Consider the following 26,379-nt stretch of genomic DNA (forward strand, 5'->3'; position numbering starts at 1 on the left):
CCGCCGTTGCCTACTGTCGTCTGGACTCCTAGGTGCAACCATGGTTACAGTAACTGTGGTTGCGAAGAAGGAGGTCTGATGACAGGGACGGTGGGGCAGTGGGTGCTGCTGGCGTACCGGATCCCGCGCCAGCCCTCGACGTTGCGGATCACGATCTGGCGCAAGCTGGACCGGCTCGGGGTGGCGCGGCTGGGCGACGGGCTGGTCGCGTTGCCTGCCGACGCGCGTACCCGTGAGCATTTGGAGTGGATCGCCGAGGAGATCGGTGAGATGGGCGGCAGCGCGACCATCTGGCTGGCCGCCGCCGGCAACGTGGCGCAGGAGAGGGCCATCGCCGCGGACATGCGCCAGGCGCGGGCCGAGGAGTACCGCGCGGTGATCGCGGAGGTCGAGGCGGCGGCGCGGGCGCGGCCCGGCGAGCGCAGCCGGGCGGTCAAGCGGTTGCAGGCCGAGCTGCGCAGGATCGGCCGCCGCGACTACTTCCCACCCGTCGAGCGTGAGGTCGCGCAGCAGGCGGTACGCGTTCTGGCCCAGACGGCGGAGGGCGTCGTATGAGGTGGGCCACGCGTGCGGGAGTGCACATCGACCGGGCCGCGTGTGCCTGGCTCATCCGTCGCCGTGTCGACGCCGAGGCGGAGTTCGTGTTCGTGGGGGATCCCGCCGAGGTCCCGGACGATGCCACGCCGTTCGACATGCGGGGTGTGGAGCTGTCGCACCACGGCGGCTACTGCAGCTTCGAGACGATCCTGCGCCGGTACGAGCTGGACGATCCGGTGCTGTGGAAGCTGGCCGAGATCGTGCACGAGGCCGACATCGACGACGAGAAGTTCGACGCCCCGGAGGCGGCCGGTCTGGATGTGGTCCTGCGCGGGTTGTCGATGATCTGTGACGATCCGCGCGTTCTGGAGATCACGGGGCCGGTCTTCGACGGGCTGTACGAGTTCTACCGGCGCTCGCTGCTGCTGGGACGCGAGCCGTCGTGATCCGGAATGTCGTCGGCGTCCTGCCGAACCGGCGGGCCTGCTGCTTGGCGCCGGCGTTCGTGATCGCCGGGAGTCATCAAGACCGGCTACGACCTGACCTTGTGGCGGATCTTCCGCTCCGTTCGTCTGCCCTCATGAGGTGGCTGTGAGTATTGACGTCCATACCGACGTGATTCCGTTCCGCCAGGCCGTGCGCGCCTGGTTCCTGATCTCGCTGCAGACGTTCGGCGGTCCGGCCGGGCAGATCGCCGTCATGCAGCGCACGCTCGTGGAGGAGCGGCGCTGGATCGGCCAGCAGCGGTTCAACCACGCGCTCAACTACTGCATGCTGCTGCCGGGCCCGGAGGCCCAGCAACTGGCCATCTACGTGGGCTGGCTGCTGAACGGCACGCGCGGCGGCCTGGTGGCCGGGACGCTGTTCGTGCTGCCGGGCATGCTCGCGTTGCTGGCCCTGTCGGCGGTCTACGTGCTGTGGCAGGACACCGCGGTGGTGACCGCCCTGTTCGCCGGGATCGCCCCGGCGGTGCTCGCCATCGTGGCCCAGGCCGTCATCCGGGTGGCCAGGCGTTCGCTCACGCATCCGATCCTCGTCGTCACCGCCGTGGCCGCCTTCGCCGCGCTGGCGCTGTTCGGCGTGCCGTTCCCCATGGTCATCGCCTTCGCCGCGCTCGTCGGCTGGACCGCTCACAAGCTGGCGCCGCACGCCTTCAAGCCCGGTAACGGGCACGGCGGGGAGGATGGGCCCGCCCCGCTGATCTCCGACGACGCGCTGCACCACGCCCGGCCGAGCCGGCGTTCCGCGGTCAGGGTCCTGGCGGTCGGGCTGGCGGCGTGGTGGTTGCCGGTGGCGGCGGTCGCGCTGCTCACCGGGACCGACAGCGTCTTCACCACCCAGGGGCTGTTCTTCTCCGGCACCGCGCTGGTCACCTTCGGCGGCGCGTACGCGGTGCTGGCCTTCGTGGCGCAGCGGGCCGTCGAGACGTACGCCTGGCTGAGCCCAGGCGAGATGGTCCGCGGCCTGGCCATGGCGGAGACCACGCCGGGGCCGCTGATCATGGTGGTGCAGTTCGTGGCGTTCCTGGGCGCGTACCGGGATCCCGGGGCGCTGCCGCCGTGGGGCGGCGCGCTGGTGGGGGCGTTGCTGACGACGTGGGTCACGTTCGTGCCGTGCTTCCTGTTCATCTTCCTCGGTGCCCCGTACGTGGAGCGGCTGCGGCACAACCGGGCCATCAGTGCCGCGCTGACCGGCATCACCGCCTCGGTCGTGGGGGTCATCGCCAACCTGGCGCTGTACTTCTCCGAGCACACCCTGTTCGCCAGGACCTTCACCTGGGAGGCGGGCCCGCTCCACGTCCAACTGCCCGAACTGGGCACGGCGAGCCCGGTGGCTCTGGCGATCACGGTGGCCGCGCTGGTGATGACGTTCACCCTCAAATGGCCGATGCTGCGCATCCTGGCCATATGTGCGGTGCTGGGCATGGGCACGGCGCTCCTTCCCTGAGCCGGTCAGGCGGCATCGTGCGCGAAGGGGGCGATCCTCCGGCCCATGCTCCGGGCGGCTCCTGGCCTGATGGACAAGGTGCGATGGCCTCGAGGCGTTCTGGCGACTCCGAGCTCCACAGCGGCGTTCGCGCCGGCAGTCGCCGGCTCGCTCAGTCGTGCCGGGGGAGGCCTGACACCTCGTGGCCGGCGTGGAAGAGGGCCTCCTTGATGAGGGAGCGGACGTGGGCGTCGCGTGCCCGGTACAGCACGCGGCGACCGTCCCTGCGCGTCTCCACCAGCCCGGCGTAGCGGAGTTTCGCCAGGTGCTGGGAGACCGAGGGGCGTGCGACCGCGATGGCCCCGGTGAGGCTGGTGACGTCGTACTCGCCGGACGAGAGCAGCCACATCAGCCGCAGCCGGGTGCCGTCGCTGAGCAGGCGGAAGGCGTCGACAGCCGCTCTGACCTGCCTGTCGGTGGGTTGCTCCTGCGCAGAGTTGGCACCTGATTCGTTGTCGCGTGCGTACATGACTACATATACTGCCGCCGGGAGTCATTTCAGGCAAGGAAGGTGGACATGTCGGATCAGCACGGACACGGACATGGGCATGGACACGGGCATGGACACGGGCACGGGCATGACCGTGGGATCAAGCGGGCCTTGGGCTCTCTCAAGCACGTGATCACCCCGCACAGCCACGACAGCGCGGACAAGACCGACGCGGCCCTGGAGTCCAGCAGCCGCGGCATGCGGGTGCTGGCCATCTCGTTCGCCGCGCTCATGGTCACCGCCGTGGCCCAGGCGGTCATCGTCGCCTACTCCGGCTCGGTCGCGCTGCTCGGCGACACCTTGCACAACTTCGCCGACGCGCTCACGGCCGTCCCGCTGGCCATCGCGTTCTCGCTCGGCAGGCGTGCGGCGACGCGCCGCTTCACCTACGGGTACGGCCGGGCCGAGGACCTGGCGGGCATCGTCATCGTGCTGCTGATCGCGGCGTCGGCGGGGCTGGCGGGCTACGAGGCGGTCAAGCGCCTCATCGATCCGCAGAACGTCGAAGCGCTCGCCTGGGTGGCCGGGGCCGGTTTCGTCGGGTTCCTGGGCAACGAACTCGTGGCCCGGTATCGGATCAAGGTCGGCCGGGAGATCGGCTCGGCCGCGCTGGTGGCCGACGGGCTGCACGCGCGTACCGACGGCTTCACCTCGCTGGCCGTGCTCATCGGCGCCGGCGGCACCGCGCTGGGCTTCCCCGTCGCCGACCCGATCGTGGGCCTGCTGATCACCGTGGCCATCTGCTTCGTGCTGCGCGACGCCGCCCGCGAGATCTACCACCGGCTGATGGACGGCGTCGACCCGGCACTGGTCGAGCAGGCCGAGCAGATCCTGACCGCGGTGCCCGGCGTCCGGCGGGTGGGGGCCGTACGGCTGCGCTGGATCGGACACGCGATGCGCGCGGAGGTGGACATCCAGGTCGATCACGAGCTGTCGCTGGTCGAGGCGCACGCCGTGGCCGTGGCGGCCGAGCACCGGCTGATCCACGACCTGCCGAGGCTGAGCGCCGCCACCGTCCACGCCGACCCCGACGGCCCGCACGGGACGGATCACCACGCGCCGCTGCTGGCCCACCGCTAGCCTGAGCATGCCGGCCCGAGCGGCTCCAGGATCTCGGCGCCCGGCGGGGGGTGACATGGCCACCGTGCCCGGAGGCCACTCCGCGTCCGGCGGCAACGGGACGTCGTAGGCGTTGAGCACCATCGAGATGGCGGCGTACTGGGCGATCAGGAAGACGAGCTCCGCCGTGCCGAACTCGCCGAAGCAGTCGATCACGGAGCGATAGAGTGCGAGCTCGTCGCCATCGCGAACTCCTCGCGCTACGGACAGAGCAGCAGCCTGTGGAGCACCGGCACCGAGCACGCCGCATCCGTGAGCGGAAGGATCCACGCGGGAGCCGTCTTCGTCAACATGATCTCCACGACCGATCCGCGCCTTCCCACCGGCGGCATCAAGGTCAGCGGCTACGGGCGGGAGCTCGGTAAGTGGGGGGTGTACGAACTGGCCAACCTCCAGACGCTGCGGATCCGCCGCAGAACCTGATCGAGGCGGCAGAGGGGGTGAGTGAATGTCACCTCCTCTGCCGCCTCGATGGCGCCACCTGCGTCGCCTTTGCCGCAGGTGGCCGGCTGGCAGAATGTCAGGAAACGGTGCCGTTCGACGGCGTCAGGACCACATCAAGCGACACGATGTAGTCCTTCATCTGATCCAGAGATCGCATGGGCTTCTCCGAAGAAAAGCGAATGTCGGAGAAGGAGCCGACGATCCGCTCCAGCACAATGCGCCCCAGCACCCGCACCAGCGGCAGGCCAAGACAGATGTACATGCCCTGTCCGAAGGTCAGGTGAGGATTCGGGGAGCGCCTGATGTCGAATCGTTCCGCGTTCGGGAAGTAGTTCTCGTCGAAGTTGGCCGACGAGTCCCAGACCACTACGTACTGACCTGCCCTGATCTCGCGCCCGCCCAGCACGGTGTCGCTCCGGGCCGTGCGCCAAAGGTTGAACCACGAGAAGTCGTAGCGCAGGATCTCCTCGATGGCTCCCGGAATCAGCGAGGGGTCGCGCCGCAGCGTCAGGTAGAGCTGCGGATCCAGGCAGAAACGAGCAATGGCGTAGGCCAGCATGAGGGACAGCGGGGCATTGCCCGCGGTCGCCAGATCCAGGCACATGTGGATGATTTTCTCCTCCGCCAATCGTCCGTCCCTGCTCCGCTCCGCGAGCAGGGCGCTCATCAGATCGTCGCTCGGGTTGCGCTTGCGCTCGTCGAGTTGCTCCGTGAACAGGGCGACCACGTCGGCGTGATCCGGAGAACGGACCCCGATCAGCTGGCCGAACATCTGGTCGGACCATTCCCGAAAACGGCCGACGCCGGTGATCCGCAGCCCGAACATGTCCGCGACGACGCGTTCCATGAGCGGATAACACAGCTCCCCGAGTATCTCCATCCTGCCGGAGGTCAGGGCGTGCGCCAGCAGCGAGTCGACCATCGAGGTGAATTCCGGCGCCCGGCTCTCGATGTTGCCCGGCACGAACGACCGCGCGACGAAACCGCGCAGGAAACGATGCTCCGGGATGTCCGCCCGGCCGAAGGAGAACGGCAGACCCAGGTGGGTCTTGTTGGTCACCGAGAAAGTGTCTGGATTCTTGAGCACGTGATTGACGTCTTCGTACCGGAACACCTCCCAGAGGTTGTACTCCGGGCGGAAGCGTAATGGTTCGTCCTTCTGCATCTGCTGAAACCAGGATATCCGCTTCTCGATCGAGTCGCTCAGCTCGGGAAACAGCAGGTCCCTCGTCGGCTTGCTTGATGTGCTGGTCATGTCGTCACCTTTTCTCCGGCGGGTCGCGCGTCCTGGTGCGTGATGGTCACTACAGGAGCTCGGCCGTGAGCCAGATGTGCTCCTTCGTGCGGAACGTGCTTTCCCACACGGCCTTGCCGACCTCGGGGAGCCTGTCGGTGTGCTCGTCGACCACCTTGCCCAGAACGGGACTGCTGAGCGTCTCCGAGGTCGGCCCGTACTGGACGATGAGCTTGTTGCCCGTCGCCTGGCTGAACCGGAGCCTGCCGACCGGCGCGTCGCAGATGCGTTCCCGTACCGGCGTCGGCGCCACGCTCACCAACGGCGCCCAGGCGTACATGGACTCGCCACTGACGACCGCGTGGTCCTGCAGCACCGTGAACGGCAGCGACTTGACGAAGTCCACGCAGAGCTCCTCGTTGAGATCGCAGGCGAGCTCGGCGGTGACCTCCACTCCCAGGGGTTGCCACGTGAGCCTGATGGGAATGCGCCGGAGCGGATCGTCCTCGATGTCGACCGGCGCGGGCGCGTACCCCGGTCGCATCGTGACGTCGCTCGTGGCGTACCGGTAATGCTCGCCGACATGCCACGGGAAGTAGTGATGCGACCAGGCCGTCAACCGGTTCGCGTATTCGGTGAACGTCGACAGCCGGTCCACGAGCTCTCGGCGATCCTCGGCGGGCTGACCGACCTTGACGGCGTACTCCGCCAACGTCGGGAAACCGTTGTAGCCGAGAAAGGTGCTGTAGATGGGATCCAGCGTTCGGAAGACCGTGAGCACGTTCTCGACGGGCAGGCTCGCGTCCGCCGCCATTTTTGTCAGCTGGTAGAGATTCATGGCATAGTCGCGCACGATGCTGTTCGCGAAATCCCACGCGGTGAAATACTGATCGTAGGATCCGGGCAGATCGGGGAGTGTTCCCGTCCGCATCTTCTGGATCTCCGAGGGCTCCTCGGAAATGAACGTCGTGATGAGTTCCCTGAGCTCTGGGTAAACAGACACCTATTCCCCCAATTGATGTGCGCGTTGCCGCGCCTGGTTTTCTCGAGAGTCCTTACGACGCCACCCGCAGCCGATCGGGCGAGCATCGGGCCCACAGGGGGTGGATCTCTCCCGTGACGATCTGCGTTGCCAGGGTCCGTCCGATGAACGGGGCGAGAGTGATGCCACTGTTGGCGAACGCCTCGTAGTAGCCGTAGACGCCGGACAATGCGCCGACGCTCGGAAAGCCGTCCGCCGGGAACACCGCGGTGCCGATGCGGATCCGCTCGACGGTGGACGACGCCAACGCCGGAACCGTGCCGTACACGCGCTCCAGCAGGTCCTTGACGATCTCGTCGCCGGGCTCGGACCGGATTCCGGCCGGAAGACAGGCGTCGACCTGATCGGATCGCACCCGCACGCGACCGGGCCCCGCCGACCTGACGTGCGCCTCTGCTCCGCGCAGGACATGTTTTACCGGATCGCCGTCGGTCGCGAGGTCGATCACGAGGCTGCCGCGTGTCGCGACCGCCCCGGCCATGGGAGCTCCGAGCGCCGCGGCCACCGTGACGGCCTCCGGACCGGCGGCGTTGACGACGGCGTCGACCTCGATGCGGTCCTGGTTCTCCAACCGGAGCGCCACGACCCGGTCGCCGTGGACCTCGATGTCCTCGACCGCGCCGTTCCACAACCTCAGACAGCCGGACTGCTTCGCGGTCTCGATCAATGCGGAGACCAGTTGCGGCCCGTCGATCCAACCCTCGTCGGGGAACCGCACGATCGGCGCTTGAGCGGGCGAGAACGCGATGCCCGGCTCCCACTCCCGGTTCACCCGGGCAGCGTCACACCAGATCGCACGATAACCCCAAGCGCTGAGTCGGTCGACAACCTCCACGAACGACTCGCCGGTGCGGGCGCCGCCCGCGCCGGCGGCGTCGCTCCACGCCAAACTGCCGGTGGGATGCCACCAGGCAGCGGAGGCGAACTGCTTGGCGAAGCGTACATGTTCGATCATCCCGGTGTGACTCAGTTCGAACCGCGGGTATGTCGGCTGCTGGTAGGCGCTCAATCGCGCGAAGCTGACATCCGTCGTCAGACCCCCAGGTTGCGCGCGCTCCACGCAATGAACCCGCACCCCGCGTTGCGCGAGGGAGAACGCCACGCAGGCTCCGATCACACCGGTCCCCACGACCCCTACGGTTTTCACTGTCTCCTCCATGTCTTGCGGCAGAGCGCGAACTCGAATCCGGCGCACGGTCACAGGAGTTCGGCGAGGTCGAAGGCCAGGTCGAGAGACTGGCCGCGGTTGAGCCTCGGGTCGCACGCGGACTCGTAGCGGTGGTGCAGGTCGCCGGCCAGGATCTCGTCGCCGCCGCCGATGCACTCGGTCACGTCCTCGCCGGTGAACTCGATGTGGATGCCGCCGGGGTGGGTGCCGAGCGCGCGATGGACGTCGAAGAATCCGCGCACCTCGTCGAGGATGTCGGCGAGGTGCCGGGTTTTGTGGCCGCTCGGCGCGAGGAAGGTGTTGCCGTGCATGGGATCGCTGATCCAGGTCGGCTTCCCACCGGTCTCCTGGGCGGCACGGATCAGCTCGGGCAGCCGGTCGCGGATCTGCCGCGCGCCCATTCTGGTGATGAAGGTCAACCGCCCCGGCTGCCGGTCCGGATCGAGGATCTCCACATAGGAACGAACCTCGTCCGGCGTCGTCGTCGGGCCGAGTTTGACCCCGATGGGGTTCGCGATGCTCCGGCAGAAGGCGACGTGCGCGCTGCCCGGCGCGCGCGTGCGCTCGCCGATCCAGAGCATGTGGCCGCTGGTGGCATACGTCAGGCCGCTGTCGGGGTCGATGCGCGTGAGCGCGTCCTCGTAGTCCAGCAGCAGGCCCTCGTGGCTGGCGAAGATCTCGACCGAACGCAGCTCGTCGAGCCGGACCCCGCAGGCGCCCATGAACCGCAGCGCGTGGTCGATCTCGTAGGCCAGCTCCTCGTAGCGGGCGCCTGCCGGCGAGCTCGCCACGAAGTCCCTGTTCCACCGGTGCAGCTGATCCAGGCCCGCGTACCCGTCGCGCGCGTGGCCGGCCACGATGTCCAAGGTGAACCGCGAGGCCTCGTACATCCGCCACAGCCGAGCCGGGTCCGGCACGCGGGCCGCCGGGTCGAAGTCGAAGCCGTTCACCGCGTCGCCCAGATACACCGGGAGCGTCACGCCGTCGCGGGTCTCGCTGGGGCTGGAGCGCGGTTTGGCGTATTGGCCCGCCATCCGACCGATCTTCACGACCGGCCTGGCCGTCGCGTAGGTGAGGACGACGGCCATCTGCAGCAAGGTCTTGGTCTTGTTGCGGATCGCGTCCGGGGTCACTCCGTCGAACGTCTCCGCGCAGTCGCCGCCCTGCAACGCGAACGCCTCGCCGTCGGCCACCGCCGCCAGCCGGGAGCGCAGGCTGTCGCACGCGTTCGGCGTGACCAGACCGGGTGCGGCGGACAGCCTGGTCAGCACGTCCCCCAGGGCCGCGCGGTCCGGCCACTCCGGTTGGTGCGTCGCGGGCGCGTCACGCCATGAGACGAGTAACTCGGAATTCGTCACGGAGAGCAGATCACCACAATTTCTCGCCGACGCGCAATGAATAGGCCGAGTGGTCCGGTCAGGCGGCCATCGAATGGTACGGCCGACTACGACGGAGTTTGTTTCTCCGTGCACTTGACAAAGAAGGGGTGTGTATTCTCCGGAATGGCTGAATTGCTAAACGTCACCGTGATCGCGATTTCCGTGACACCGCCACCCGCCCCAGCTCGATCATCGTGCCCGAGCCGTTGCCACCGGAACTCGCCGGGACGGCACCCTCGACGGCGGGTCCCGGTGACGCAGTCCCATCGCCTCGACGGCATGACGGTGACGGCTCCCGGCTGGATTACGACGCGAGCAGCCCGGTGACCTGGCGCATCGCGGCGGCGAGCACGCCGACGGCCTCCGGGAGCCGGCCGCTGCGCACTGCGCCGTAGCCGACCGCCACCCCGGGTGCGGACGGCCGGCGGCCGAGCCGGAAGTGCCCGCCGGGGTGTACGAGAACCGACCTCGCCCGTGCGACAGCGGCCAGCCGGACGTCGTCGACCCCGTTGGGCCACTGGATGTACGCGTGCGTACCGGCAGGCACGCCGGTCATCCTGGCACCCGGCAGGTGCCGCTCGACGGCGTCCCGCAGCGCCGAGCGCCGTTCCCTGAGGACGCTCCGGACCTGCCGGACGTGCTGGTCCATCACGCCTGACGACACGAAGTGGGCGAATGTCAGCTGGGTGAGCGGGTCCGGGGCGCCCAGCTGCATCCGACCGAGCCGGTTCGTCACGGGGTCCGGCGCCACCGCCCAGCCGAGCCGTATGCACGGACCGAGCAGGGTCCCGGTCGCCCCGATGTAGATCACCCGTTCCGGACGATGCCGTTGCAGGGCGAGCGGGCCACTTCCGGCGCCGAACCACAGGTGCCCGTCCCGGTCGTATTCGATCACCCAGCCGTCCACGTCGGCGGCCCAGCGCAGCAACGCCTCCCGCCGGCCCGGTGACAGCCCGACCCCCGTCGGCACCTGCGACAGCGGTGTGACCAGCACGGCGCGCGCCCCGGACCGTTCGAGCGCGTCGACGTCGATGCCCTCGCCATCCACGGGGACACCGGTCACCGCCAGGCCGGCATGCTCGGCGAGCCTGGCCTGCCAGGGCGGGCCGGGGCTCTCCACGGCGAGGTGGTAGTCCCCGAGCTCGCGCAGGACGTGGCACACCACGCCGACGGTGTGGTCGAAGTCCGCGGTGACGGCGACTTCCGCGGCGGTCGCCAGGACTCCCCGCGAACGGCCCAGGTATGCCGCGAGTTCGGCTCGGAGTTCCGGAACACCGAGGGGGTGCCGCCGCGGACCGGGTTCGCCGATCGATCGCCCCACGTGCTCGTAGGCCTGCAGCCATTCACGCGAGGGGAAGAACACCGTGCTCGTCGCGTCGACCCGCAGGTCGAAGCGGGCTTCCGCGCTTCTGGTCGGCTCGACCGCGGCTCGTCCGGGATGAGGCAGATGTGTCGCCACCCTGGTGCCCGACCCCTGAGCCGCCCGGACATAGCCTTCGGCGATCAGCTGTCCATAGGCCTGGACCACGACGCTGCGGGAGACCCCGAGGTCTCTGGCGAGATCGCGGCTTGACGGCAACCGGACGCCTGGATGCAGGGTGCCGTCCTGTATCCGTCCGCGGATGGCTGACTGGATCTGCGCGGTCATGGGCAGCCGCGACTTCCGTTCGATGGCGATCGGCAACATTCTTCCCCCCGGCGCTGATTTTCCATTCAGCGCGAATTTCCCCTCGGCGCCGGCTTTCCTCTCAGTACGGAAATGGCCCGCCCGCGGGGGCGTGAAATGGACTTGGCCGGCGCCGTTGCCGACTGGAACGCGTGGCACGAAAGAACAGCGAAGAAGCAGCGGCGACCGGCCGGGAAACCGCACTCGACCCGGCTCGAAGACGACGGGCGGAGATTCTTTCGCCGCGCACGGACGAGTGGTCCATGGGTGAGGTCATGCGTGGCGATGCCGGGCTGGTCGGTCTGCGTCCAGGGGAGAATCCGTCGCGGAGCTCGACGGGCCGGTGCGCATTATGGACGCGGTCAGGGTCGCTGTCGACTGACCTCCGCTGGACATCGTCGGCACCGGCGGAGACAAGGCCGACACGGTGACCATCTCCACCGTCGCCGCGGCACCGGGCGCGCGGATCGTCAAGCACGGCAACCGGTCCATGTCCTCGGCGGACCTGTGGGCTCCGGTCGTCGCCGGTCACCCGCGCGGCGACGGGCCGGCGCGCGACGCGGGGAGCACCCTGGGGATCCTCGCGGGACCACGCGGGCCGGTCCTGCTGCCCGCGGGTGGCGGGACTCACCGCTGCCACCCGCGCCCATCACGGAGCGGTTGGGTGCCTGCGTCGTACGGGCCGCTCGCGCCGCCGGTCGTCAGCTCGAACAGCGCGACCACGACCCGCCCGCCGAATCGTCGGAAGTGGCCGGTGTGGTCCGGCGGCCTGCTCGCGTTGGTCGGCATGCTCACCTGACAACGCCCTGCCCCCGCGTTCGTGGCACACCCGGTTCCCCTGCCCGGATGGAGATCAGTGTCCGGGGGAGGGGACGCGATCGGGCACCTGGCCGTCGGCGGAGTGCACCGTGCCCCAGCCGGCCACCAGCGCAACGATCGTCTGACCGGCCGCGGCCACGCACATCAACGTGATCGGTGCCTGCCAGCCGGAGCTCATCGTGTGCAGCAGCCCGAAGATCACCGGCCCCACGGCGGCCAGCAGGTAACCGATCGACTGCGCCATGGCCGACAACGCGCCCGCCACGGTCGCGTCCTGGGCGCGCAGGCTGATGAAGGCCAGCGCGAGCACCAGGCAGGCCCCGCCGCCCAGCCCGAGGACGACACTCCACAGCAACGCCGATCCCGGCGCCACGAGAAGTCCCAGGTAGCCGAGGAGCATGATCGCCGAGCAGATCGTCGCCAGCGCGCGCTGGTCACGCGCCCACCGCAGCGCGCCGGGCACCGCCAGGCTGGTCAGCACCGCGACCGCCTGGAACAGGAACAGCAGCCATCCCGCCCCGGCCGCGCTCATGCCGTTGTCCTGGAAGACCTGCGGCAACCACGTCACGACGACATAGAAGCCCAGCGACTGCAGTCCCATGAACGCCGTGACCGCCCACGCCAGCCCGGAACCCCACGGCAACCGGTGTGCGCGAATCGCCTGTGCGGCCCGCCGCGGAGCCCGCATCTGAGGAAGCCACAGCAGGACGGCCACCAGCGAGAACAAGACCCAGCAGCCCAACGCGGTATACCAACCACCGGGGGCGACCTCACTGATCGGCACCGCCACCCCGGACGCCACCGCGGCGACACCGCCCATCACCGTGGCATAGGCGCTGGTCAGCAGTCCCACCTTGCTGGGGAAATCGCGCTTTATGAGGCTCGGCAGCAGCACGTTGCCCACGGCGATGCCCGTTCCGATCAGCACCGTTCCCGCGAACAGCCCGACTGCCGTCGGCACCCACCGGAGCGCGATCCCCAGCGTCAGCACCACGAGCGCGTACCCGAGGAGCTGGTCGGCTCCCCATCGCGCGGCCAGTCGAGGCACCAGCGGGGACACCGCCGCGAACGCCAGCAATGGCAGTGTGTTCAGCAGACCCGCCACGGCCGGGGCCAGACCCAGATCAGCCTGTACGCGATCCAACAACGGCCCGACGCCGGTCAGACTCGCTCGCAGGTTCGCTGCCACCACAAGCAGCCCCCATACCAGCAACGCCTGACCGGAACGGCGCGTCAACGTGTTCTCCATGGACACCACGATCAAGCCGCACCGCGGCCGACAACCAGGCCGTGCTCAGGCTAGCCCCCAAAAGGCCACCCTCCGCATCGCGCGACGAGGCACTGCGCGATCAACGGGCGGCCCCGGTACCCTGTCGACGTGGGGACGCCATTGGGGAATTTCATCCGGGCCAAGCGCGACAGCATCCAGCCGGAATCCCTCGGACTGCCGGACCGCGGCCGCCGCCGTTCACCGGGGCTGCGCCGACAGGACCTCGCCACGTGGGCCGGCATCAGCGTCGAATACCTGACGCGCATCGAGCAGGGCCGCGACCGCAATCCATCGCCGGCGGTGATCAACGCCGTCGCCGACGCGCTCCGCCTCGACCCCTCGGAGCGCAACCACCTGCGCTACCTCGCGAAGATCACCGGCGACGAATGCTCCGTCCACATCCGGCCCGTGCCACCGTCCCGACGCGTGCGACCGTCTGTCCTGCAGACGCTCGGCCTCCTCGAACCCGGCGTCGCCATCGTGACCAACCGGCTGGGCGACGTCCTCGCCCACACCAGCAGCTACCAGCTGGTCACCAGCGGGACCGGACTGCTCGACGCCCCCCGTCCCAACCTCAACCGCTACCTGTTCACCGACCCCCGCGCCCGGACGTTTTTCGTCGACTGGGACGACATCGCGGACGAGCAGGCCTTCGACCTGTGGCAGGCCCCGTCCCTCGAGAATCTCGAGTGGCTCACCGCGGAGCTCACCCCCATCGCCGGGCCCGACTTCACCCGCCGCCTGAACCGTCATATGGTGCCGCGACGTGGCATTCTCCGGCTCAACCACCCGGCCGGGCACCAGCTTCGACTGCTTCGTGAGACGCTCGAACTGCCCGTGGAGGCCCAGCAGCTCGTCGTCTTCCTCCCGGCCGACGACCAGACGGCCGAGGCCATCGACCAGCTCCAACGCCAGTCCCACGGCCGGCTCCGGTCCATCTCGTGACACACCGCGAGTTGCTTGCCGTCGGGTGAGGGGGAGCGGGCGTACGGTGATGGACGGGGGAGTCGGCGGTCGGTTTGAGCGAGCCGTCCGCGAGGATCGCGAAGCCGAGCAGACCACCGGGGGGTGTGGCGCCGTCGCTACCGGGTGTCGGTGAGGCGGAAGACGCCGAGCATGTCGGAGTAGCGCGGATCGCTGCCCGAAGGGTAGAAGGACGCCTCGGCGCCCACCCAGCCGTGGAAGCCGCCGTCGTCGTCGAGGATCTGCAACAGCGGCTTGACGTGGGAGTTGCCGGTGTAGCAGAACTCGCCGCGCTCCCTGGCCAGGCACGTGCACCAGTGCCAGAGCGTGTCGCGCCGGTCGTTGCTGGAGACCTTGACCAGGTAGTACTGGATCGAGCTGTCATCGGTGGCCGTGCCGCCGCCGTAGTTGGGGCAGCCGCCGCTCGCCTGGCACGCGCTCGCCGACGACGGCTGGGCGTAGGTCAGGCACCAGGTCGTCGTCGTGCAGGTGCGATAGGCCGTGTTGGTGAACACCTGCCCGTTCGAGGTGGTCACGTTCTCCTTGGTCCAGGAGGCGAGATCCTGCTTGAGCGTCCCGGAGAAGGCTTGCACGGTGCTCATCGCCCGGCGCGTGGACAGCGCCGCGTTGCTGCCGTAGCCGTAGGCGTGGGTGGCGAAGGTGTTGTACTTGCTTTCCAGCCGGACGAGCGTGCCGTTGCTGTTGGGCCGCAGGTACCACTGTTCGGACCAGGTCTGGGCGAAGTTCCACGTGATGTTCAGGACGTCGTCGGCGACGCTGAAGGTTCCGGTGCGCGACTCGGACGGGGAGTCCATGAACCCGCCCGCCGTCAGCACCTCGCAGTGGCGGGCGCGGGTGTGGCCGACCGCGCCGCTGATGGTCGAGCAGCTGTCGAGGTCGGGGGTGGTGCCGGTGCCCTCGCGGGCGGCAGGCGCGCTCTGCCGCCACAGGTACGTGCGCGCCGTGACGGTGCCGTCGGTCGCGAACTGGTACGTGCCCAGACGCACCCAGTTGTCGCGGACGTCGGCGCGCAGCCGGCCCAGGGTGACGACGTAGTTGGCCTTGCCGCCGGGCAGGTCGACGGCGTAGGCGGGGGTCGGAAGCAGCGGTAACAGCAGCAGGACGAGGGCAACGAATCGCATCGTGGCTCCATATTTCGGCCAAGTCCGGAATGCTCTCTGATGGCAGAGAATAGCGCCTTCTTGGCTTCCGGTCATGACCCTTATTGAGCGACTCTTCCTGCGGGGCTCGTGACCCCGTGCCCGCCGGGGCACGGGTCGTCGCCGGCTGTCAGGCGGGGCGAAGGTTCGGTTTGGCGGGGCGCCATCCGGGCTCCCCCTCCTGGAGGTGCGCCTTCAGCCAGGTTTCGGTTGTGGTGACGTGCATCAACGCAGCGGCCTCGGCTCGGATCGCGTCATTGGCGACCAGCGCCGCGTAGATGGCCTGGTGTTCGATCAGCGTACGGCCTGCGGCGTCGGCGTCGAGGAGCCCGCGCCACACGCGGGCGCGCAGGGTCCGGCTGGCGATGCCGTCGAGAACGGCCGACAGCGTCTCGTTGCCCGTTGCCGCCACGACCGCGCGATGGAACTCGGCGTCGTGGTGGTTGAGCAGCTCGACGTCGTCCTTCGCCTCGCGCATCGCGTCGAGATGCGCCCTGACCTGGGCCAGTTGTTGCTGGTTGATCCGAGTGGCCGCCAGCCCGGTGGCGGCGGGTTCGAAGAGGCGGCGTACCTCGGTGAGCTCCAGCATGGTCTCACCCTGGAGCAGCTCGACAGCCTCGGAGATGCCCTCTTGGAGGAGGAGGCGCGGCTCCAGGCTGGTGACGTAGGTGCCGCTGCCGCGCCGGACTTCGAGGACGCGGGTGGCCACGAGCGCCTGTACGGCCTCGCGCATCAGATTGCGTCCGACGCCCAGCTCGGCCGCGAGTTGCTGCTCCGGTGGCAGCTTCGAGCCGGGCGGCAGCTCGCCGGACTGGATGAGCTCCCGGATCCGGGCGATGGCTTTGTCGGTCAGCGACATGTTCGAAATCGTAGCAGGCAATCCCATGTCTCTGTAGATGACATCCCATGGCTTGAGGTGCTTCTGCCGGGTTTCGTCCATATATCTAGACGACAGAGGGGAGGTGAGCTATAAAGACATCCCATATCTACGGGATGTCTTTGGGATGTCTGACGCGGAAGAGGGCCCGCATGACCCATACGCGAGAGGTCGTCACAGCAATCGAGGCGGTCGACGTCCGCTTCCCCACCTCGCAGGAGCTCGACGGTTCGGACGCGATGAACCCGGAGCCGGACTATTCAGCCGCCTACGTCACCATCCGGACCAGCGCGGGCCGGGAAGGGTACGGCCTGGCGTTCACGGTCGGGCGCGGCAACGACGTACAGGTCGCCGCGGTGAGAGCACTGGCGCCCCTGGTGACCGGCCTGCCGCTCGTCCGGATTCTCGCCGATCCGGGCGGGTTCTCCCGGCTGCTGACCGGTGACAGCCAGCTGCGGTGGCTCGGCCCGTACAAGGGGGCGATCCACATGGCCGCCGCCGCGATCATCAATGCCGCCTGGGACCTCCACGCGCGCATCGAGGGCAAACCGGTCTGGCGCCTGCTGGCGGAGATGACGCCCCGCCAGCTGGTCGATCTCGTCGACTTCCGGTACCTACGCGACGCGCTCACGCCCGAGGAGGCGCTGGAGATCCTCGAACGGGCGGAGCCGGGCCGCGCCGAGCGGATGGACGATCTCCTCGCCCGCGGCTATCCGGCCTACACCACGACGCCGGGTTGGCTGGGCTACTCCGACGACAAGCTGGTCCGGCTGTCGAAGCAGGCCGTGGCCGACGGGTTCACCCTGATCAAGCTGAAGGTCGGCGCCGACCTCGACGACGACGTACGGCGGCTGCGGCTGGCCAGGCAGGCCGTGGGGCCCGGCATCCGCATCGCCATCGACGCCAACCAGGCGTGGGGCGTGGGCGAGGCGATCGACTGGCTCCGGCCTCTGGCGGAGTTCGACCCGTACTGGATCGAGGAGCCCACCTCCCCGGACGACGTGCTGGGCCACGCCGCGATCCGCAAGGCGGTCTCGCCCGTCAAGGTCGCCACCGGCGAGCACGTCGCCAACCAGGTCATGTTCAAGCAACTTCTGCAGGCGGACGCCGTCGACGTGGTGCAGATCGACGCCAGCCGGGTGGCCGGGGTGAGCGAGAACGTGGCGATCCTGCTGCTGGCCGCCAAGTACGGCGTGCCGGTGTGCCCCCATGCGGGCGGTGTGGGCCTGTGCGAGATGGTGCAGCACCTGGCGATGTTCGACTACGTCGCGGTCAGCGGCAGCACCGAGGACCGGGCCATCGAGTACGTGGACCACCTGCACGAGCATTTCGTCGACCCGGTGTCGATCCGCTCCGGCCGCTACGTCGCGCCGGCGTCTCCCGGCCTCGGCGCCCGGCTGCACCCCGGATCGGTGGAGACCTATCGCCACGTGGAAGCGCCGTGAGCTCGCTGAAGGCGGACGCGGCCCGCAGCTTCCGCCGCCACTGGCAGCTCTACCTGCTCCTGCTGATCCCGCTCGGCTACTTCGTCGTCTTCAAGTACGTCCCGATGATCAACGCGGTCATCGCGTTCAAGGACTACAGCGTCATCGACGGGATCTGGGGCAGCCCGTGGGCAGGCCCGAAGCACTTCCTGGCCTTCTTCGACAATCCGGTCTTCTGGACCCTGGTGCGCAACACCTTCCTGCTGTCGGTGTACTTCCTCATCGCGAGCTTCCCCATCCCGATCATCCTGGCGCTCGCGCTCAACGAGGTTCGGCGGGGACTGTTCCAGCGCACCGTCCAGATGGTCACCTACGCGCCCTACTTCATCTCGACGGTCGTGGTCGTCTCGATGACCATCCTGATCCTGTCGCCGAGCATCGGCCTGGTGAACGACGCGATCGGCCTGTTCGGGATCAGCTCCGTCGACTTCCTCGGCGATCCAGACTATTTCCGGCACATCTATGTCTGGAGTGACGTCTGGCAGACCGCCGGGTACTCCGCCGTCGTCTACATGGCCGCCCTGTCGGGGATCGACCCCGGCCTGTACGAGGCCGCCAGGGTCGACGGCGCCAACCGCCTGCAGAAGATCATCCACGTTGACCTGCCGGGCATCATGCCCACGGCGGCGATCGTGCTGATCCTCGGCGTGGGCAACATCATGGCGATCGGATTCGAGAAGGCGTTCCTCCTGCAGAACCCGCTGAACCTCAGCCAGTCCGAGATCATCGCGACCTACGTCTACAAGACCGGGCTGCTGAACGCCGACTTCAGCCAGGCCACGGCCGTCGGCCTGTTCAACTCGGTCGTCAATCTCGGCCTGCTCGTCGGCGTCAACTTCGTCGCCAAGCGCGTGTCCGGGTCCGGTCTGTGGTGACCGGCGCCGTGGAAGGGAGCACCCGGCAATGACCATGACAACCGCGGCCCGCAAGCCGCGAGCGGCCGTGCCGGCACGGCCGGGCCGGGTGCGGGACTCGCGCGTCGACCGCCTGTTCATGGTGGCCGTCCACGTGCTCCTCGTGACGTTCCTCGCCGTGGTCCTGGTCCCGCTGATCTACATCGTCGCCAGCTCACTGAGCAGTGCCGACGCGGTCTCCTCCGGGCGGGTCACCCTCTGGCCGGTCGACTTCAGCCTGCGCGGTTACGAGGTGGCGCTGTCCGATCCGCAGATCGTGACCGGATTCGCCAACTCGCTGTTCTACACGGTCGTGGGGACGCTGATCAGCGTCACCCTCACCATCGCCATCGCCTATCCGCTGTCCAGGAAGGACTTCTTCGGCCGCAACCTCATCACCCGCTTCATCGTCTTCACGATGCTCTTCGCGGGCGGCGTCATCCCGACGTACCTGGTGGTCAAGTCCCTCGGGATGATCGACACCAGGTGGGCGCTGATCGTCCCGAACGCGATCGGCGTCTGGCAGGTGATCATCGCTCGCACCTACCTGCGCCACGCGATCCCTGAGGAGCTCTACGAGGCCGCCGAGCTCGACGGCGCCAGTGATCTGCGCGTCCTGTGGTCGGTGGTCCTGCCGCTGGCCAAACCGATGATCGCGGTCATCGCGCTGGTGTACGCGATCGCGCAGTGGAACTCCTATTTCGACGCCCTGATCTACCTCAAGAACGACGACCTCTACCCGCTCCAGCTCGTCCTGCGGAACATCCTCATCCTCAACACCCAGGGCGACAGCAGCATGGACGTCGCGACCATGCTCGAACGCCAGCAGATGGCCGACCTGCTCAAATACTCCCTCATCGTCATCTCCACCGTGCCCGTCCTGCTCATCTATCCCTTCGTCGCCCGCCACTTCACCAAGGGCGTCATGCTCGGGGCGCTCAAGGGCTGATCCACCCCCCAACTGCCACACGAGGTGCTGACATGTTGTCCACAATCAGAAAGCCGCTCGCCGTCCTCACCGCCACGGGCCTGCTGTCACTGGCCGCCTGCTCGGGCGCTCAGGAGGACAAGCAGCAGCAGGCATCGAACGCGATCACCATATTCGCGCCCCAGGGACCCGAGTACGACCTCGCCAACAGCACGTTCACCAGACATCTCCAGCAGAAGTTCGGCATCAAGCTCCAGTTCGAGACCACCACCTACGACGCCGCCGCGGCCAAGGAGAAGCGGCAGATCTCCCTGGCCAGCGGCGACTTCCCCGACGTCTACATGCTGATCGCGTGGGTCGACGTGTTCAGCCAGTCGGAGCTGCTTCGCCTGGCCAAGCAGGGTGTCCCGGTGCCGCTCAACGACCTGATCGACAAGTACGCGCCGAACATCAAGAAGGCCTTCGAGCAGTCGCCCGAATACAAGAAGATGGCGACCGCGCCGGACGGCAAGATCTACGGCCTGCCGCAGTGGAACGACTGCTTCCACTGCTCCTACTCGGCCAAGCTGTGGATGAACTCCGCCTGGCTCAAGAAGCTGAACCTGAAACAGCCGACCACGACGGAGGAGATGCGGGAGGTCCTCAAGGCGTTCAAGACCAAGGACCCCAACGGCAACGGCAAGGCCGACGAGATCCCGCTCAGCGGCAGCACCTCCGACACGCTGCTGTCGTACTTCATGAACGCCTTCCTGTACGACCCGCAGGCCGGTGGCACCTACCCCTCGACCCTTGCGCTGGGCAACGGCAAGGTGCAATACCAGCCCGCACAGCCCGGATGGCGCGAGGGTTTGCGCTACGTCGCCTCCCTGTACAAGGACGGGCTCATCGACAAGGGGGCCTTCACCCAGAACCGGGACGCTCTGAAGGCCACGGGCAGCAAGGCCGACGCGGCGATCGTGGGTGCCGCGACCGTGCAGCATCCGGGCATTCTCGTGTCGGACGGGCTGAAGGACGACCGCCGCAAGCACTACGACGCCGTGCCACCGCTGGCCGGCCCGACCGGAGTCCGGTACACCGCCTACAATCTGCCGAGTGTCCCCGGGGCCGCGTTCGTCATCACCAGCAAGGCGAGCGAGCAGACCCGGATCTCCGCGATCAAGATGCTGGACTACGTCTTCACCACCGAGGGCCATCTGCTCGGGGAGTTCGGCGACGAAGGCGTCTGGTGGACCAAGCCCGGCCCCGGCGACGTCGCGCTGGACGAGAAGCTGACACCGCTGTTCAAGACGATTCCCGCCAAGCCCGATGTCCAGGCCGACAAGGCGGCCAGACCGTGGGGCGCCATGGCGCAGTACTACGCCCCCAAGGAGTTCCGCAACGCGCAGGTGCAGGCGACCGACGTCTACAGCCCCGACGGGTACGAGCGCAGACTGTTCGACGCCACCAAGCTGTATGAAGGCAAGGAGCCGAAGGACCAGATCTACCCGTACTGGAACGTCTGGATCTCGCCGGACGTCGCCAACGAGGTGGCGACCCTGCAGACCAACATCGAGAACTTCGCCACCCAGTCCAGCCTGCAGTTCGTCACCGGACAGAAGAACATCGACGACGACGTCGCCTGGAACGCCTATCTGAAGGGCCTGAACGATCTGGGCCTTCCCCGCTACCTCGAACTTCAGCAGCAGGCCTACCAGGGCCGATAAGCACAGAGAGAAGCCCCATGTCCGCACGCCACCGCATCCGCTTGTCCACTCCCGCCGCCCACTTCCACGACGGCTTCCCTCTGGGCAACGGCGCTCTGGGCGCGATGCTCCACGGCAGCGCCGGCGCCGAGCGTTTCGACCTCAACCTCGACACGCTGTGGTCAGGTGGCCCGTTGCCGGCCGAAGAAGGGCCCGCGCCCAGCCTGCTCCTGCCGGAGCTGCGCGAAGTCATCCGCAAGGGCGACTTCGTCCAGGCCGACGGCCTGGCCAGACGGATGCAGGGGCCCGGCTGGACCGAGTCCTACCAGCCGCTCGGCCGGCTGGACTGGCGCTACGCCACCACCGGCCAGGCCGACGACTACGGCCGGGAGCTCGATCTCGCCCAGGCGATCACCACCACGCGCCACCGCGGCGACGGCGGCCCGGTCGAGCTCTCCGCCTTCGTCTCGGCGCCCGCCAACGTGCTCGTCGCCTCGGTGACCGGCGCCGAGCCGCTCGCGCCGCCCTCGTTCACCTCCCCGCACCCCGGCGTCCAGGTGTCCGAATTCGAGGAGGGCGGCGCGCGCTGGCTGGTGGCCACAGGGAGGGTGCCCGCGCACGTCCTGCCCAACTACGTCGACCAGCAGAACGCGATCGTCTACGCCGACGACGAGCCCGACCAGGACGGGACGGTCGCCGCCGGCATGGGCTTCGCCGTCGCGGTGGCCCTGCAGCGGACCGCCTCGGGGGAGGTCCGCCTCATCGCCTCGGCGGCCGGCGGTTTCCGCGGCTTCGACCAGCGCCCCAGCGCCGACCTCGCGGCACTCGCCGAGCAGGCGCGCGGGCCCGTCGCGTCCGCGCTGGCCAGCAGCACGGCCGAGCTGCGGGCCGGGCACATCGAGGACTACCGAGGCTACTTCGACCGGGTCGACCTGGACCTGTCCGCCTCGCCGGACGCCGCCCGCGCCGAGCTCTTCTACCACTACGGCCGCTACCTGCTGATTTCCAGTTCGCGTCCGGGCACCCAGGCCGCCAATCTCCAAGGCATCTGGAACGCCGACGTCCGCCCCGGCTGGAGCTGCAACTACACCACCAACATCAACGTTCAGATGAACTACTGGCCCGCCGAACCCACGGGCCTGCAGGACCTGCACGGGCCACTGCTCGACCTGATCCGCGACCTGGTCGCCACCGGCGCGACCACGGCGCGGCGCTACTACGGGGCCGCCGGATCGGCCGCGCACCACAACACCGACATCTGGCGCTTCACCACGCCCGTGATCGGCGAGCCCTGGTTCACCACGTGGCCCTCCGCGCTGTTGTGGCTGGCCGCCCACGCGTGGGACCACGCGGAGTACGGAGGCGCCGGCGACCTCGCGCTCCCCGTTCTGCGTGCCGGGACGGAGTTCGCCCTCGACATGCTGGTCCCCGACGAGGACGGCCGGCTCGTGATGAGCCCGTCGACCTCGCCGGAGCATCGTTTCCTGGTCGCGGGCTCCGACGCCGCCACCTCCGAGGGCGCGGCGATGGATCAGGAACTCATCCACGAGGTGCTCACCCGCTACACCCGGCTGGCCTCCGACGACCTCGCCGAGCGCGCCCGCTCGGCGCTGGCCCTCCTGCGTCCGGTCGCCATCGGCGACGACGGCGCGCTGCTGGAGTGGTACGGCGAGCGCCCCTCGCACGAACCCGGGCACCGCCACGTCTCCCATCTCTACGGCCTGTATCCAGGCACGCGCATCACCGAAACCGGCACTCCGCGCGACTTCGACGCGGCGCGACGCGCGCTGCGCACGCGGCTGGAGAACGGCAGCGGCCACACCGGCTGGAGCCAGGCGTGGATCCTGTGCCTGGCCGCCCGGCTGCGCGACGCCGAGCTCGCCGAGCGGTCGATCTCGATCCTCCTCGACGAGCTCAGCTCCGAGTCCCTTCTCGACCTGCATCCCCACGGCAGCTGGCCGGGCGGCCACATCTTCCAGATCGACGGCAACTTCGGCGCCGTCGCGGGCATGACCGAGCTGCTCGTCCAGAGCCACGAGCAGATGATCAGCCTGCTCAAGACGCTGCCGCCCAGCTGGCACAGCGGATCCGTCCGCGGCGTCCGGTGCCGCGGCGGACACCGCGTCGGCCTCACCTGGCGAGCGGGGACACTGGTGGGCGCGGACATCACGATCGGCCGCCCCGGTCCGGCGATCCTCGACATACCCGGCGACACTCCGCCCCTGACCATCGTCGACGAGGACGGCACCCTCGTGCCTCATGCCGAGGCCGAGGGAGCGATCCCCGGACGGCGCCGCCTGACCTGGGACGGCCTGCCCGCCCGTCGCTACACGGCCCGTACGACGACAAGTGAGAGGTGACGCGGATCCGGTCAGCGGCGACGCAGCACGACGGTGGTGCCAGGTGGCACCGTCAGCGTGGCGTCGTCACGGACCCCGGCGCCGGTGACGAGGTTCACCGAAGGGCCGAAGCCCTTGGTGGTGAAGGTGTACCTGCGGTTGCCGGTGGTGTTCATGGCGATGAGATACGGCCCGTACCGGCACCGGTAGAAGGCGGCCCGCCCGACGAACGGGGTCTCCTGCCCGAGAGGGGAGGCGGGCACGTCCGGCGGCGCGGCCGCGAGGGGCAGCTTCTGCCCGGCGAACGCCTGATGGACAGGCTCGCCGGGCGGCGGGAAGCCGCCGGGAGGGATGGGCGCGTCGGCACCGACGGAGAACTCCCAGTTGACCCAGTCGGGTTCGGTGTGGACGCGGCCGTCGCCGATGACCTCCACCTCCTGCCAGACGGTTCCGGAACGTTCGACGCCGTCGGGGGTGATGTGGTGGATGCGGGCCAGGCGGTTGACGCCCCAGCGAGCCCGCCAGTAGAGGGAGACGTAGAGGATCTCGTCCCCGTGCTTGACGGCGACCACGCCGTTCTCCTCGTCGGCGAAGACGAGGCCGGGCTGCCCGGGGGTCATGGGCAGCGGGCGCTTGCCGGCGGAGGCGGTGGTGATGACCTCGTAGTCGCGCCTGACCGACAGCAGGTTCCGGTCGACGACGGCGCTGTTGGCCGCGTTGTGGGCGTCGAGCAGGATGCTGAACAGCTGGTTGTCGGCGATGGCCTGGCGGGTGTACGCGATCAGGTCGGGGTCCTTGAGCAGGGCGGCGAGCTGCATCGGCTGCCCTTCCCAGCTCTGGCCCTGGTCGTAGACGCGCTTCCCCGGGTACAGCGGGTCACGCCAGCCGGTGAGCGCTTCCAGCCGCATCGTGCGATACCCGTCCGCGTCCAGGGCGGGGTGGTGGAAGTAGCCGCGGGTTTTGGCGATCTTGATCAGGTGATCGCGCAGCCGGTCGTCGCGGACGCCGCCGAAGACGGTGACCACCTCGTAGACGAGCCGGAGCCAGCCCTGGAGCTCGCCGTAGCTGCCGACGTACCCGAGCTCCTTGGACAGGCCCTTCTTGGTCACCTGGTAGTAGGACCCGCCGAGGGGCCGGCTGGGGGTGCCCTGCTCGTCCTCGGCGCCCAGCCAGGGGGTCAGGCCGACGGCCTCGTACAGGTAGCGGCGCGCCCGCTTCTCGCCCCAGGCCTCGGGGGCGCTGAGGAGCTCCAGGCCGCGGTCGGCGAGGTAGATGCCGAGGTCGACGATCATCGCCTGGTTGGTGTACGAGCGGCGGTTCCTGCGCCAGTACTCGCGGCTGCCGAGCAGCAGCTCGCGCCAGGCGTCGCGGCGGACGACCGGCCTGTAGGGCGAGCCGGCGGGCGGCGTGAGCGCCAGGTCGTCGAACCACGCGGTGCCGGGGCCCTTGAGCCGGACCTGGAGCTCCACGGCGACGGCGCCGGCCGGAGTGTCCAGAGCGGTGCTGACCTGTTCCCAGTCGTGCGTGCCGGCGGCGGCGAAGACCTTCTTCTCCGCGCCGACGACCTTCCCGGCGGCGTCGAAGAAGAGCACGTCCAGGTAGGCGCCGTCGGCGCTCACGTTCTCGGTCCTGATCCAGGCGGAGTAGGCGTGGGTGCCGGGACCGATCGGGATCCTGCTGTGCGGGACCAGGCCGACGACGCCGGCGGACGGGACGGTGATCTTCGCTGAGGCCGCGCCGCTCCGGGTCACGGTGGCGTCGCGGGTGGCCGTGCCCGAGCCGGTCCAGGTGCTGCCGCGCCAGCCGGTGGGATAGCCGTGGCCGTCGTCGAAGCCCGGATTGTTGATCACCGCGGGTTCCCCGGTGAGCGGGGCGTCGAGCCGCGCGGTCAGGGTCTTCCCGAGCTGGAGGAGGAACTGGGCGACGATGCCGGCGCCCATCCAGTTGCCCTCGACCACCGCCGGGTCGGCGAGGTATCGGCGGTAGTAGTCGTCCACGCTCTGCACGATCTGGGCGGCCACGGCCGGGTTCCGGTGGGCCTCGGTGTACGGCAGGTCGTAGGCGCGGGCCAGGACGTCGAGGTAGTCCATGTTGCCCTGGACCGAGGTGCGGTTGAGCTCGGTGCGCACCCGGGCGGCCACGCGGGCGTCGATCGTGTCCAGCACTTCCCGGCCGGGCGTGGTGCGCACCGGCGCGTCGGCGATCGAGCCGGTCAGGTCGCCGGAGGTGAGGTCGAAGTACGGCTGCTGATGAGTGTAAAGGCGGTAGATGCCCCGGGACGGGCGGGTCAGGCCCCGGAAGTAGGTCTCCGGGGTGTTGGCGTAGACCGGGATCCGTCCCATCGAGCGGATCTCCAAGGTGAGGCTGGTCTTGCCCGCGGTGAGCTCGGGCGGCAGCGGGAGCGTGTGGAAGTAGAAGCGGCCCGGCGTGCGCGGCTCCCACCCGGCGATGTCCAGCGGGTCCACCGCGCCCAGGTGGTAGTGGCCGACCTGCCTGCCCTCGGCGAACAGCTGCAGGCGGCCCATCTCCTCGCCGGCGTCCCCACCCCAAAGCTTGATCGTCACGTAGGTGGGGCCGGTGGGGCGGCAGGCCATGGTCACGGTCACCGTGCCGCCGAAGAATCCGGCTGTCTCCAACGGCTTCAGCACGCGGGACGGCTGGCCGAGACCTCCCGTCAGCACGTCCGAGGCGTTCGCGACCAGGCGATGAGCGGTCTCGGAGCTCTGATCGCCGAAGACGACCGTGTCCAGCGCGCCCGCCGCGCCGGCGAGCGGGGCCGTGGCCGCGCCGGCGGGACCGGGCTGCCACAGCCGGCCGCCCGCGGTGGCGGCGGCCGCGCCGCCGGCGAGCTTGAGGACGGATCTGCGGTCCAAGGGTTGGGACATGGCGATGCTCCTTC

22 protein-coding genes are annotated in these 26,379 nt (G+C 69.0%); 12 read left to right on the top strand and 10 right to left on the bottom strand.

The features are described 5' to 3' along the window. Nucleotides 1-78 precede the first annotated feature (78 nt). The 3 genes from ACIBQ1_RS58240 (at nucleotide 79) to chrA (ending at nucleotide 2,484) form a co-directional block, all read left to right on the top strand. A complete protein-coding gene (locus ACIBQ1_RS58240; protein WP_397291901.1) occupies nucleotides 79-555 on the top strand; it encodes a Chromate resistance protein ChrB in 477 nt (158 codons plus the stop codon). Next, nucleotides 552-983: a chromate resistance protein ChrB domain-containing protein gene (locus ACIBQ1_RS58245; RefSeq protein WP_397291903.1), complete on the top strand. Its 432-nt coding sequence runs from the start codon at nucleotides 552-554 to the stop codon at nucleotides 981-983. Before ACIBQ1_RS58240 ends, ACIBQ1_RS58245 begins: the two co-directional genes overlap by 4 nt. 145 nt (nucleotides 984-1,128) lie before the next feature. Further along, the gene (gene chrA, locus ACIBQ1_RS58250; protein WP_397291904.1) at nucleotides 1,129-2,484 is read left to right on the top strand and encodes a chromate efflux transporter; all 1,356 of its coding nucleotides are present in this window, start codon (nucleotides 1,129-1,131) and stop codon (nucleotides 2,482-2,484) included. Between the two features lie 151 nt (nucleotides 2,485-2,635). On the opposite strand, the gene ACIBQ1_RS58255 is transcribed toward chrA, so the two are convergent. Further along, nucleotides 2,636-2,992: an ArsR/SmtB family transcription factor gene (locus tag ACIBQ1_RS58255; protein WP_397291905.1), complete on the bottom strand. Its 357-nt coding sequence runs from the start codon at nucleotides 2,990-2,992 to the stop codon at nucleotides 2,636-2,638. A gap of 132 nt (nucleotides 2,993-3,124) precedes the next feature. Between ACIBQ1_RS58255 and ACIBQ1_RS58260 the strand changes: the two genes are divergently transcribed. Both ACIBQ1_RS58260 and ACIBQ1_RS58265 read left to right on the top strand, forming a co-directional pair. Next, nucleotides 3,125-4,093: a cation diffusion facilitator family transporter gene (locus ACIBQ1_RS58260; protein WP_397291907.1), complete on the top strand. Its 969-nt coding sequence runs from the start codon at nucleotides 3,125-3,127 to the stop codon at nucleotides 4,091-4,093. Nucleotides 4,094-4,315: 222 nt separating this feature from the next. Next, entirely contained in the window at nucleotides 4,316-4,555 is a 240-nt protein-coding gene (locus tag ACIBQ1_RS58265; RefSeq protein ID WP_397291952.1) for an aldehyde dehydrogenase family protein, read from the top strand. Nucleotides 4,556-4,652: 97 nt separating this feature from the next. Here ACIBQ1_RS58265 and ACIBQ1_RS58270 read toward each other — a convergent pair whose 3' ends face one another. The 5 genes from ACIBQ1_RS58270 to ACIBQ1_RS58290 form a co-directional block, all read right to left on the bottom strand. Then, complete coding sequence (locus ACIBQ1_RS58270; protein ID WP_397291908.1) at nucleotides 4,653-5,831, bottom strand: cytochrome P450; 1,179 nt, start codon at nucleotides 5,829-5,831, stop codon at nucleotides 4,653-4,655. Nucleotides 5,832-5,880: 49 nt separating this feature from the next. Further along, entirely contained in the window at nucleotides 5,881-6,813 is a 933-nt protein-coding gene (locus ACIBQ1_RS58275) for a hypothetical protein (RefSeq protein WP_397291910.1), read from the bottom strand. A gap of 52 nt (nucleotides 6,814-6,865) precedes the next feature. Continuing rightward, a complete protein-coding gene (locus ACIBQ1_RS58280) occupies nucleotides 6,866-8,011 on the bottom strand; it encodes an NAD(P)/FAD-dependent oxidoreductase (RefSeq protein WP_397291911.1) in 1,146 nt (381 codons plus the stop codon). 38 nt (nucleotides 8,012-8,049) lie between these two features. Further along, on the bottom strand, nucleotides 8,050-9,378 hold the full coding sequence (locus ACIBQ1_RS58285) for a class II 3-deoxy-7-phosphoheptulonate synthase (protein WP_397291912.1): 1,329 nt from the start codon (nucleotides 9,376-9,378) through the stop codon (nucleotides 8,050-8,052). Between the two features lie 325 nt (nucleotides 9,379-9,703). Then, nucleotides 9,704-11,086 (bottom strand): PLP-dependent aminotransferase family protein, encoded by a 1,383-nt coding sequence (locus ACIBQ1_RS58290; protein ID WP_397291914.1) that lies wholly within the window; start codon nucleotides 11,084-11,086, stop codon nucleotides 9,704-9,706. Between the two features lie 373 nt (nucleotides 11,087-11,459). On the opposite strand from ACIBQ1_RS58290, the gene ACIBQ1_RS58295 reads away from it, so the two are divergent. Next, nucleotides 11,460-11,864 carry a hypothetical protein gene (locus ACIBQ1_RS58295; protein ID WP_397291953.1) on the top strand — a complete coding sequence of 135 codons (405 nt, stop codon included), beginning with the start codon at nucleotides 11,460-11,462 and terminating at the stop codon, nucleotides 11,862-11,864. 54 nt (nucleotides 11,865-11,918) lie between these two features. On the opposite strand, the gene ACIBQ1_RS58300 is transcribed toward ACIBQ1_RS58295, so the two are convergent. After that, nucleotides 11,919-13,133, bottom strand: coding sequence for a CynX/NimT family MFS transporter (locus tag ACIBQ1_RS58300; RefSeq protein ID WP_397291915.1), 1,215 nt, complete (start codon nucleotides 13,131-13,133; stop codon nucleotides 11,919-11,921). A 129-nt stretch (nucleotides 13,134-13,262) separates the two neighbouring features. Here ACIBQ1_RS58300 and ACIBQ1_RS58305 point away from each other — a divergent pair, with 129 nt between their 5' ends. Beyond that, nucleotides 13,263-14,099 carry a helix-turn-helix transcriptional regulator gene (locus ACIBQ1_RS58305; protein ID WP_397291916.1) on the top strand — a complete coding sequence of 279 codons (837 nt, stop codon included), beginning with the start codon at nucleotides 13,263-13,265 and terminating at the stop codon, nucleotides 14,097-14,099. 137 nt (nucleotides 14,100-14,236) lie between these two features. On the opposite strand, the gene ACIBQ1_RS58310 is transcribed toward ACIBQ1_RS58305, so the two are convergent. Continuing rightward, nucleotides 14,237-15,259, bottom strand: coding sequence for a hypothetical protein (locus tag ACIBQ1_RS58310; RefSeq protein ID WP_397291918.1), 1,023 nt, complete (start codon nucleotides 15,257-15,259; stop codon nucleotides 14,237-14,239). 148 nt (nucleotides 15,260-15,407) lie between these two features. Next, nucleotides 15,408-16,136 carry a FadR/GntR family transcriptional regulator gene (locus ACIBQ1_RS58315; protein WP_397291919.1) on the bottom strand — a complete coding sequence of 243 codons (729 nt, stop codon included), beginning with the start codon at nucleotides 16,134-16,136 and terminating at the stop codon, nucleotides 15,408-15,410. A 170-nt stretch (nucleotides 16,137-16,306) separates the two neighbouring features. Between ACIBQ1_RS58315 and ACIBQ1_RS58320 the strand changes: the two genes are divergently transcribed. The 5 genes from ACIBQ1_RS58320 to ACIBQ1_RS58340 are packed head-to-tail and all read left to right on the top strand — an operon-like array spanning nucleotide 16,307 to nucleotide 23,501. Next, the gene (locus ACIBQ1_RS58320) at nucleotides 16,307-17,599 is read left to right on the top strand and encodes an enolase C-terminal domain-like protein (RefSeq protein WP_397291921.1); all 1,293 of its coding nucleotides are present in this window, start codon (nucleotides 16,307-16,309) and stop codon (nucleotides 17,597-17,599) included. Further along, nucleotides 17,596-18,513 carry an ABC transporter permease gene (locus tag ACIBQ1_RS58325; protein ID WP_397291923.1) on the top strand — a complete coding sequence of 306 codons (918 nt, stop codon included), beginning with the start codon at nucleotides 17,596-17,598 and terminating at the stop codon, nucleotides 18,511-18,513. Before ACIBQ1_RS58320 ends, ACIBQ1_RS58325 begins: the two co-directional genes overlap by 4 nt. A 28-nt stretch (nucleotides 18,514-18,541) precedes the next feature. Beyond that, the gene (locus ACIBQ1_RS58330) at nucleotides 18,542-19,480 is read left to right on the top strand and encodes a carbohydrate ABC transporter permease (protein ID WP_397291925.1); all 939 of its coding nucleotides are present in this window, start codon (nucleotides 18,542-18,544) and stop codon (nucleotides 19,478-19,480) included. A 32-nt stretch (nucleotides 19,481-19,512) separates the two neighbouring features. Then, nucleotides 19,513-21,162 carry a hypothetical protein gene (locus tag ACIBQ1_RS58335; RefSeq protein WP_397291926.1) on the top strand — a complete coding sequence of 550 codons (1,650 nt, stop codon included), beginning with the start codon at nucleotides 19,513-19,515 and terminating at the stop codon, nucleotides 21,160-21,162. Nucleotides 21,163-21,179: 17 nt separating this feature from the next. After that, nucleotides 21,180-23,501 (top strand): glycosyl hydrolase family 95 catalytic domain-containing protein, encoded by a 2,322-nt coding sequence (locus ACIBQ1_RS58340; RefSeq protein ID WP_397291927.1) that lies wholly within the window; start codon nucleotides 21,180-21,182, stop codon nucleotides 23,499-23,501. An 11-nt stretch (nucleotides 23,502-23,512) separates the two neighbouring features. On the opposite strand, the gene ACIBQ1_RS58345 is transcribed toward ACIBQ1_RS58340, so the two are convergent. Then, a complete protein-coding gene (locus tag ACIBQ1_RS58345) occupies nucleotides 23,513-26,365 on the bottom strand; it encodes a hypothetical protein (RefSeq protein ID WP_397291929.1) in 2,853 nt (950 codons plus the stop codon). Between the last annotated feature and the right edge of the window lie 14 nt (nucleotides 26,366-26,379).

Source organism: Nonomuraea sp. NPDC050153, assembly GCF_044460125.1.
In the GTDB taxonomy this organism is placed as follows: Bacteria; Actinomycetota; Actinomycetes; order Streptosporangiales; family Streptosporangiaceae; genus Nonomuraea.

Coding starts and splice junctions, on each gene's coding strand:
- ACIBQ1_RS58255 (WP_397291905.1), bottom strand. CDS start 2,992: ATGTACGCACGCGACAACGAATCAGGTGCCAACTCTGCGCAGGAGCAA.
- ACIBQ1_RS58315 (WP_397291919.1), bottom strand. CDS start 16,136: ATGTCGCTGACCGACAAAGCCATCGCCCGGATCCGGGAGCTCATCCAG.
- ACIBQ1_RS58330 (WP_397291925.1), top strand. CDS start 18,542: ATGACCATGACAACCGCGGCCCGCAAGCCGCGAGCGGCCGTGCCGGCA.
- ACIBQ1_RS58320 (WP_397291921.1), top strand. CDS start 16,307: ATGACCCATACGCGAGAGGTCGTCACAGCAATCGAGGCGGTCGACGTC.
- ACIBQ1_RS58340 (WP_397291927.1), top strand. CDS start 21,180: ATGTCCGCACGCCACCGCATCCGCTTGTCCACTCCCGCCGCCCACTTC.
- ACIBQ1_RS58240 (WP_397291901.1), top strand. CDS start 79: ATGACAGGGACGGTGGGGCAGTGGGTGCTGCTGGCGTACCGGATCCCG.
- ACIBQ1_RS58280 (WP_397291911.1), bottom strand. CDS start 8,011: ATGGAGGAGACAGTGAAAACCGTAGGGGTCGTGGGGACCGGTGTGATC.
- ACIBQ1_RS58300 (WP_397291915.1), bottom strand. CDS start 13,133: ATGGAGAACACGTTGACGCGCCGTTCCGGTCAGGCGTTGCTGGTATGG.
- ACIBQ1_RS58345 (WP_397291929.1), bottom strand. CDS start 26,365: ATGTCCCAACCCTTGGACCGCAGATCCGTCCTCAAGCTCGCCGGCGGC.
- ACIBQ1_RS58335 (WP_397291926.1), top strand. CDS start 19,513: ATGTTGTCCACAATCAGAAAGCCGCTCGCCGTCCTCACCGCCACGGGC.
- ACIBQ1_RS58245 (WP_397291903.1), top strand. CDS start 552: ATGAGGTGGGCCACGCGTGCGGGAGTGCACATCGACCGGGCCGCGTGT.
- ACIBQ1_RS58270 (WP_397291908.1), bottom strand. CDS start 5,831: ATGACCAGCACATCAAGCAAGCCGACGAGGGACCTGCTGTTTCCCGAG.
- ACIBQ1_RS58310 (WP_397291918.1), bottom strand. CDS start 15,259: ATGCGATTCGTTGCCCTCGTCCTGCTGCTGTTACCGCTGCTTCCGACC.
- ACIBQ1_RS58290 (WP_397291914.1), bottom strand. CDS start 11,086: ATGTTGCCGATCGCCATCGAACGGAAGTCGCGGCTGCCCATGACCGCG.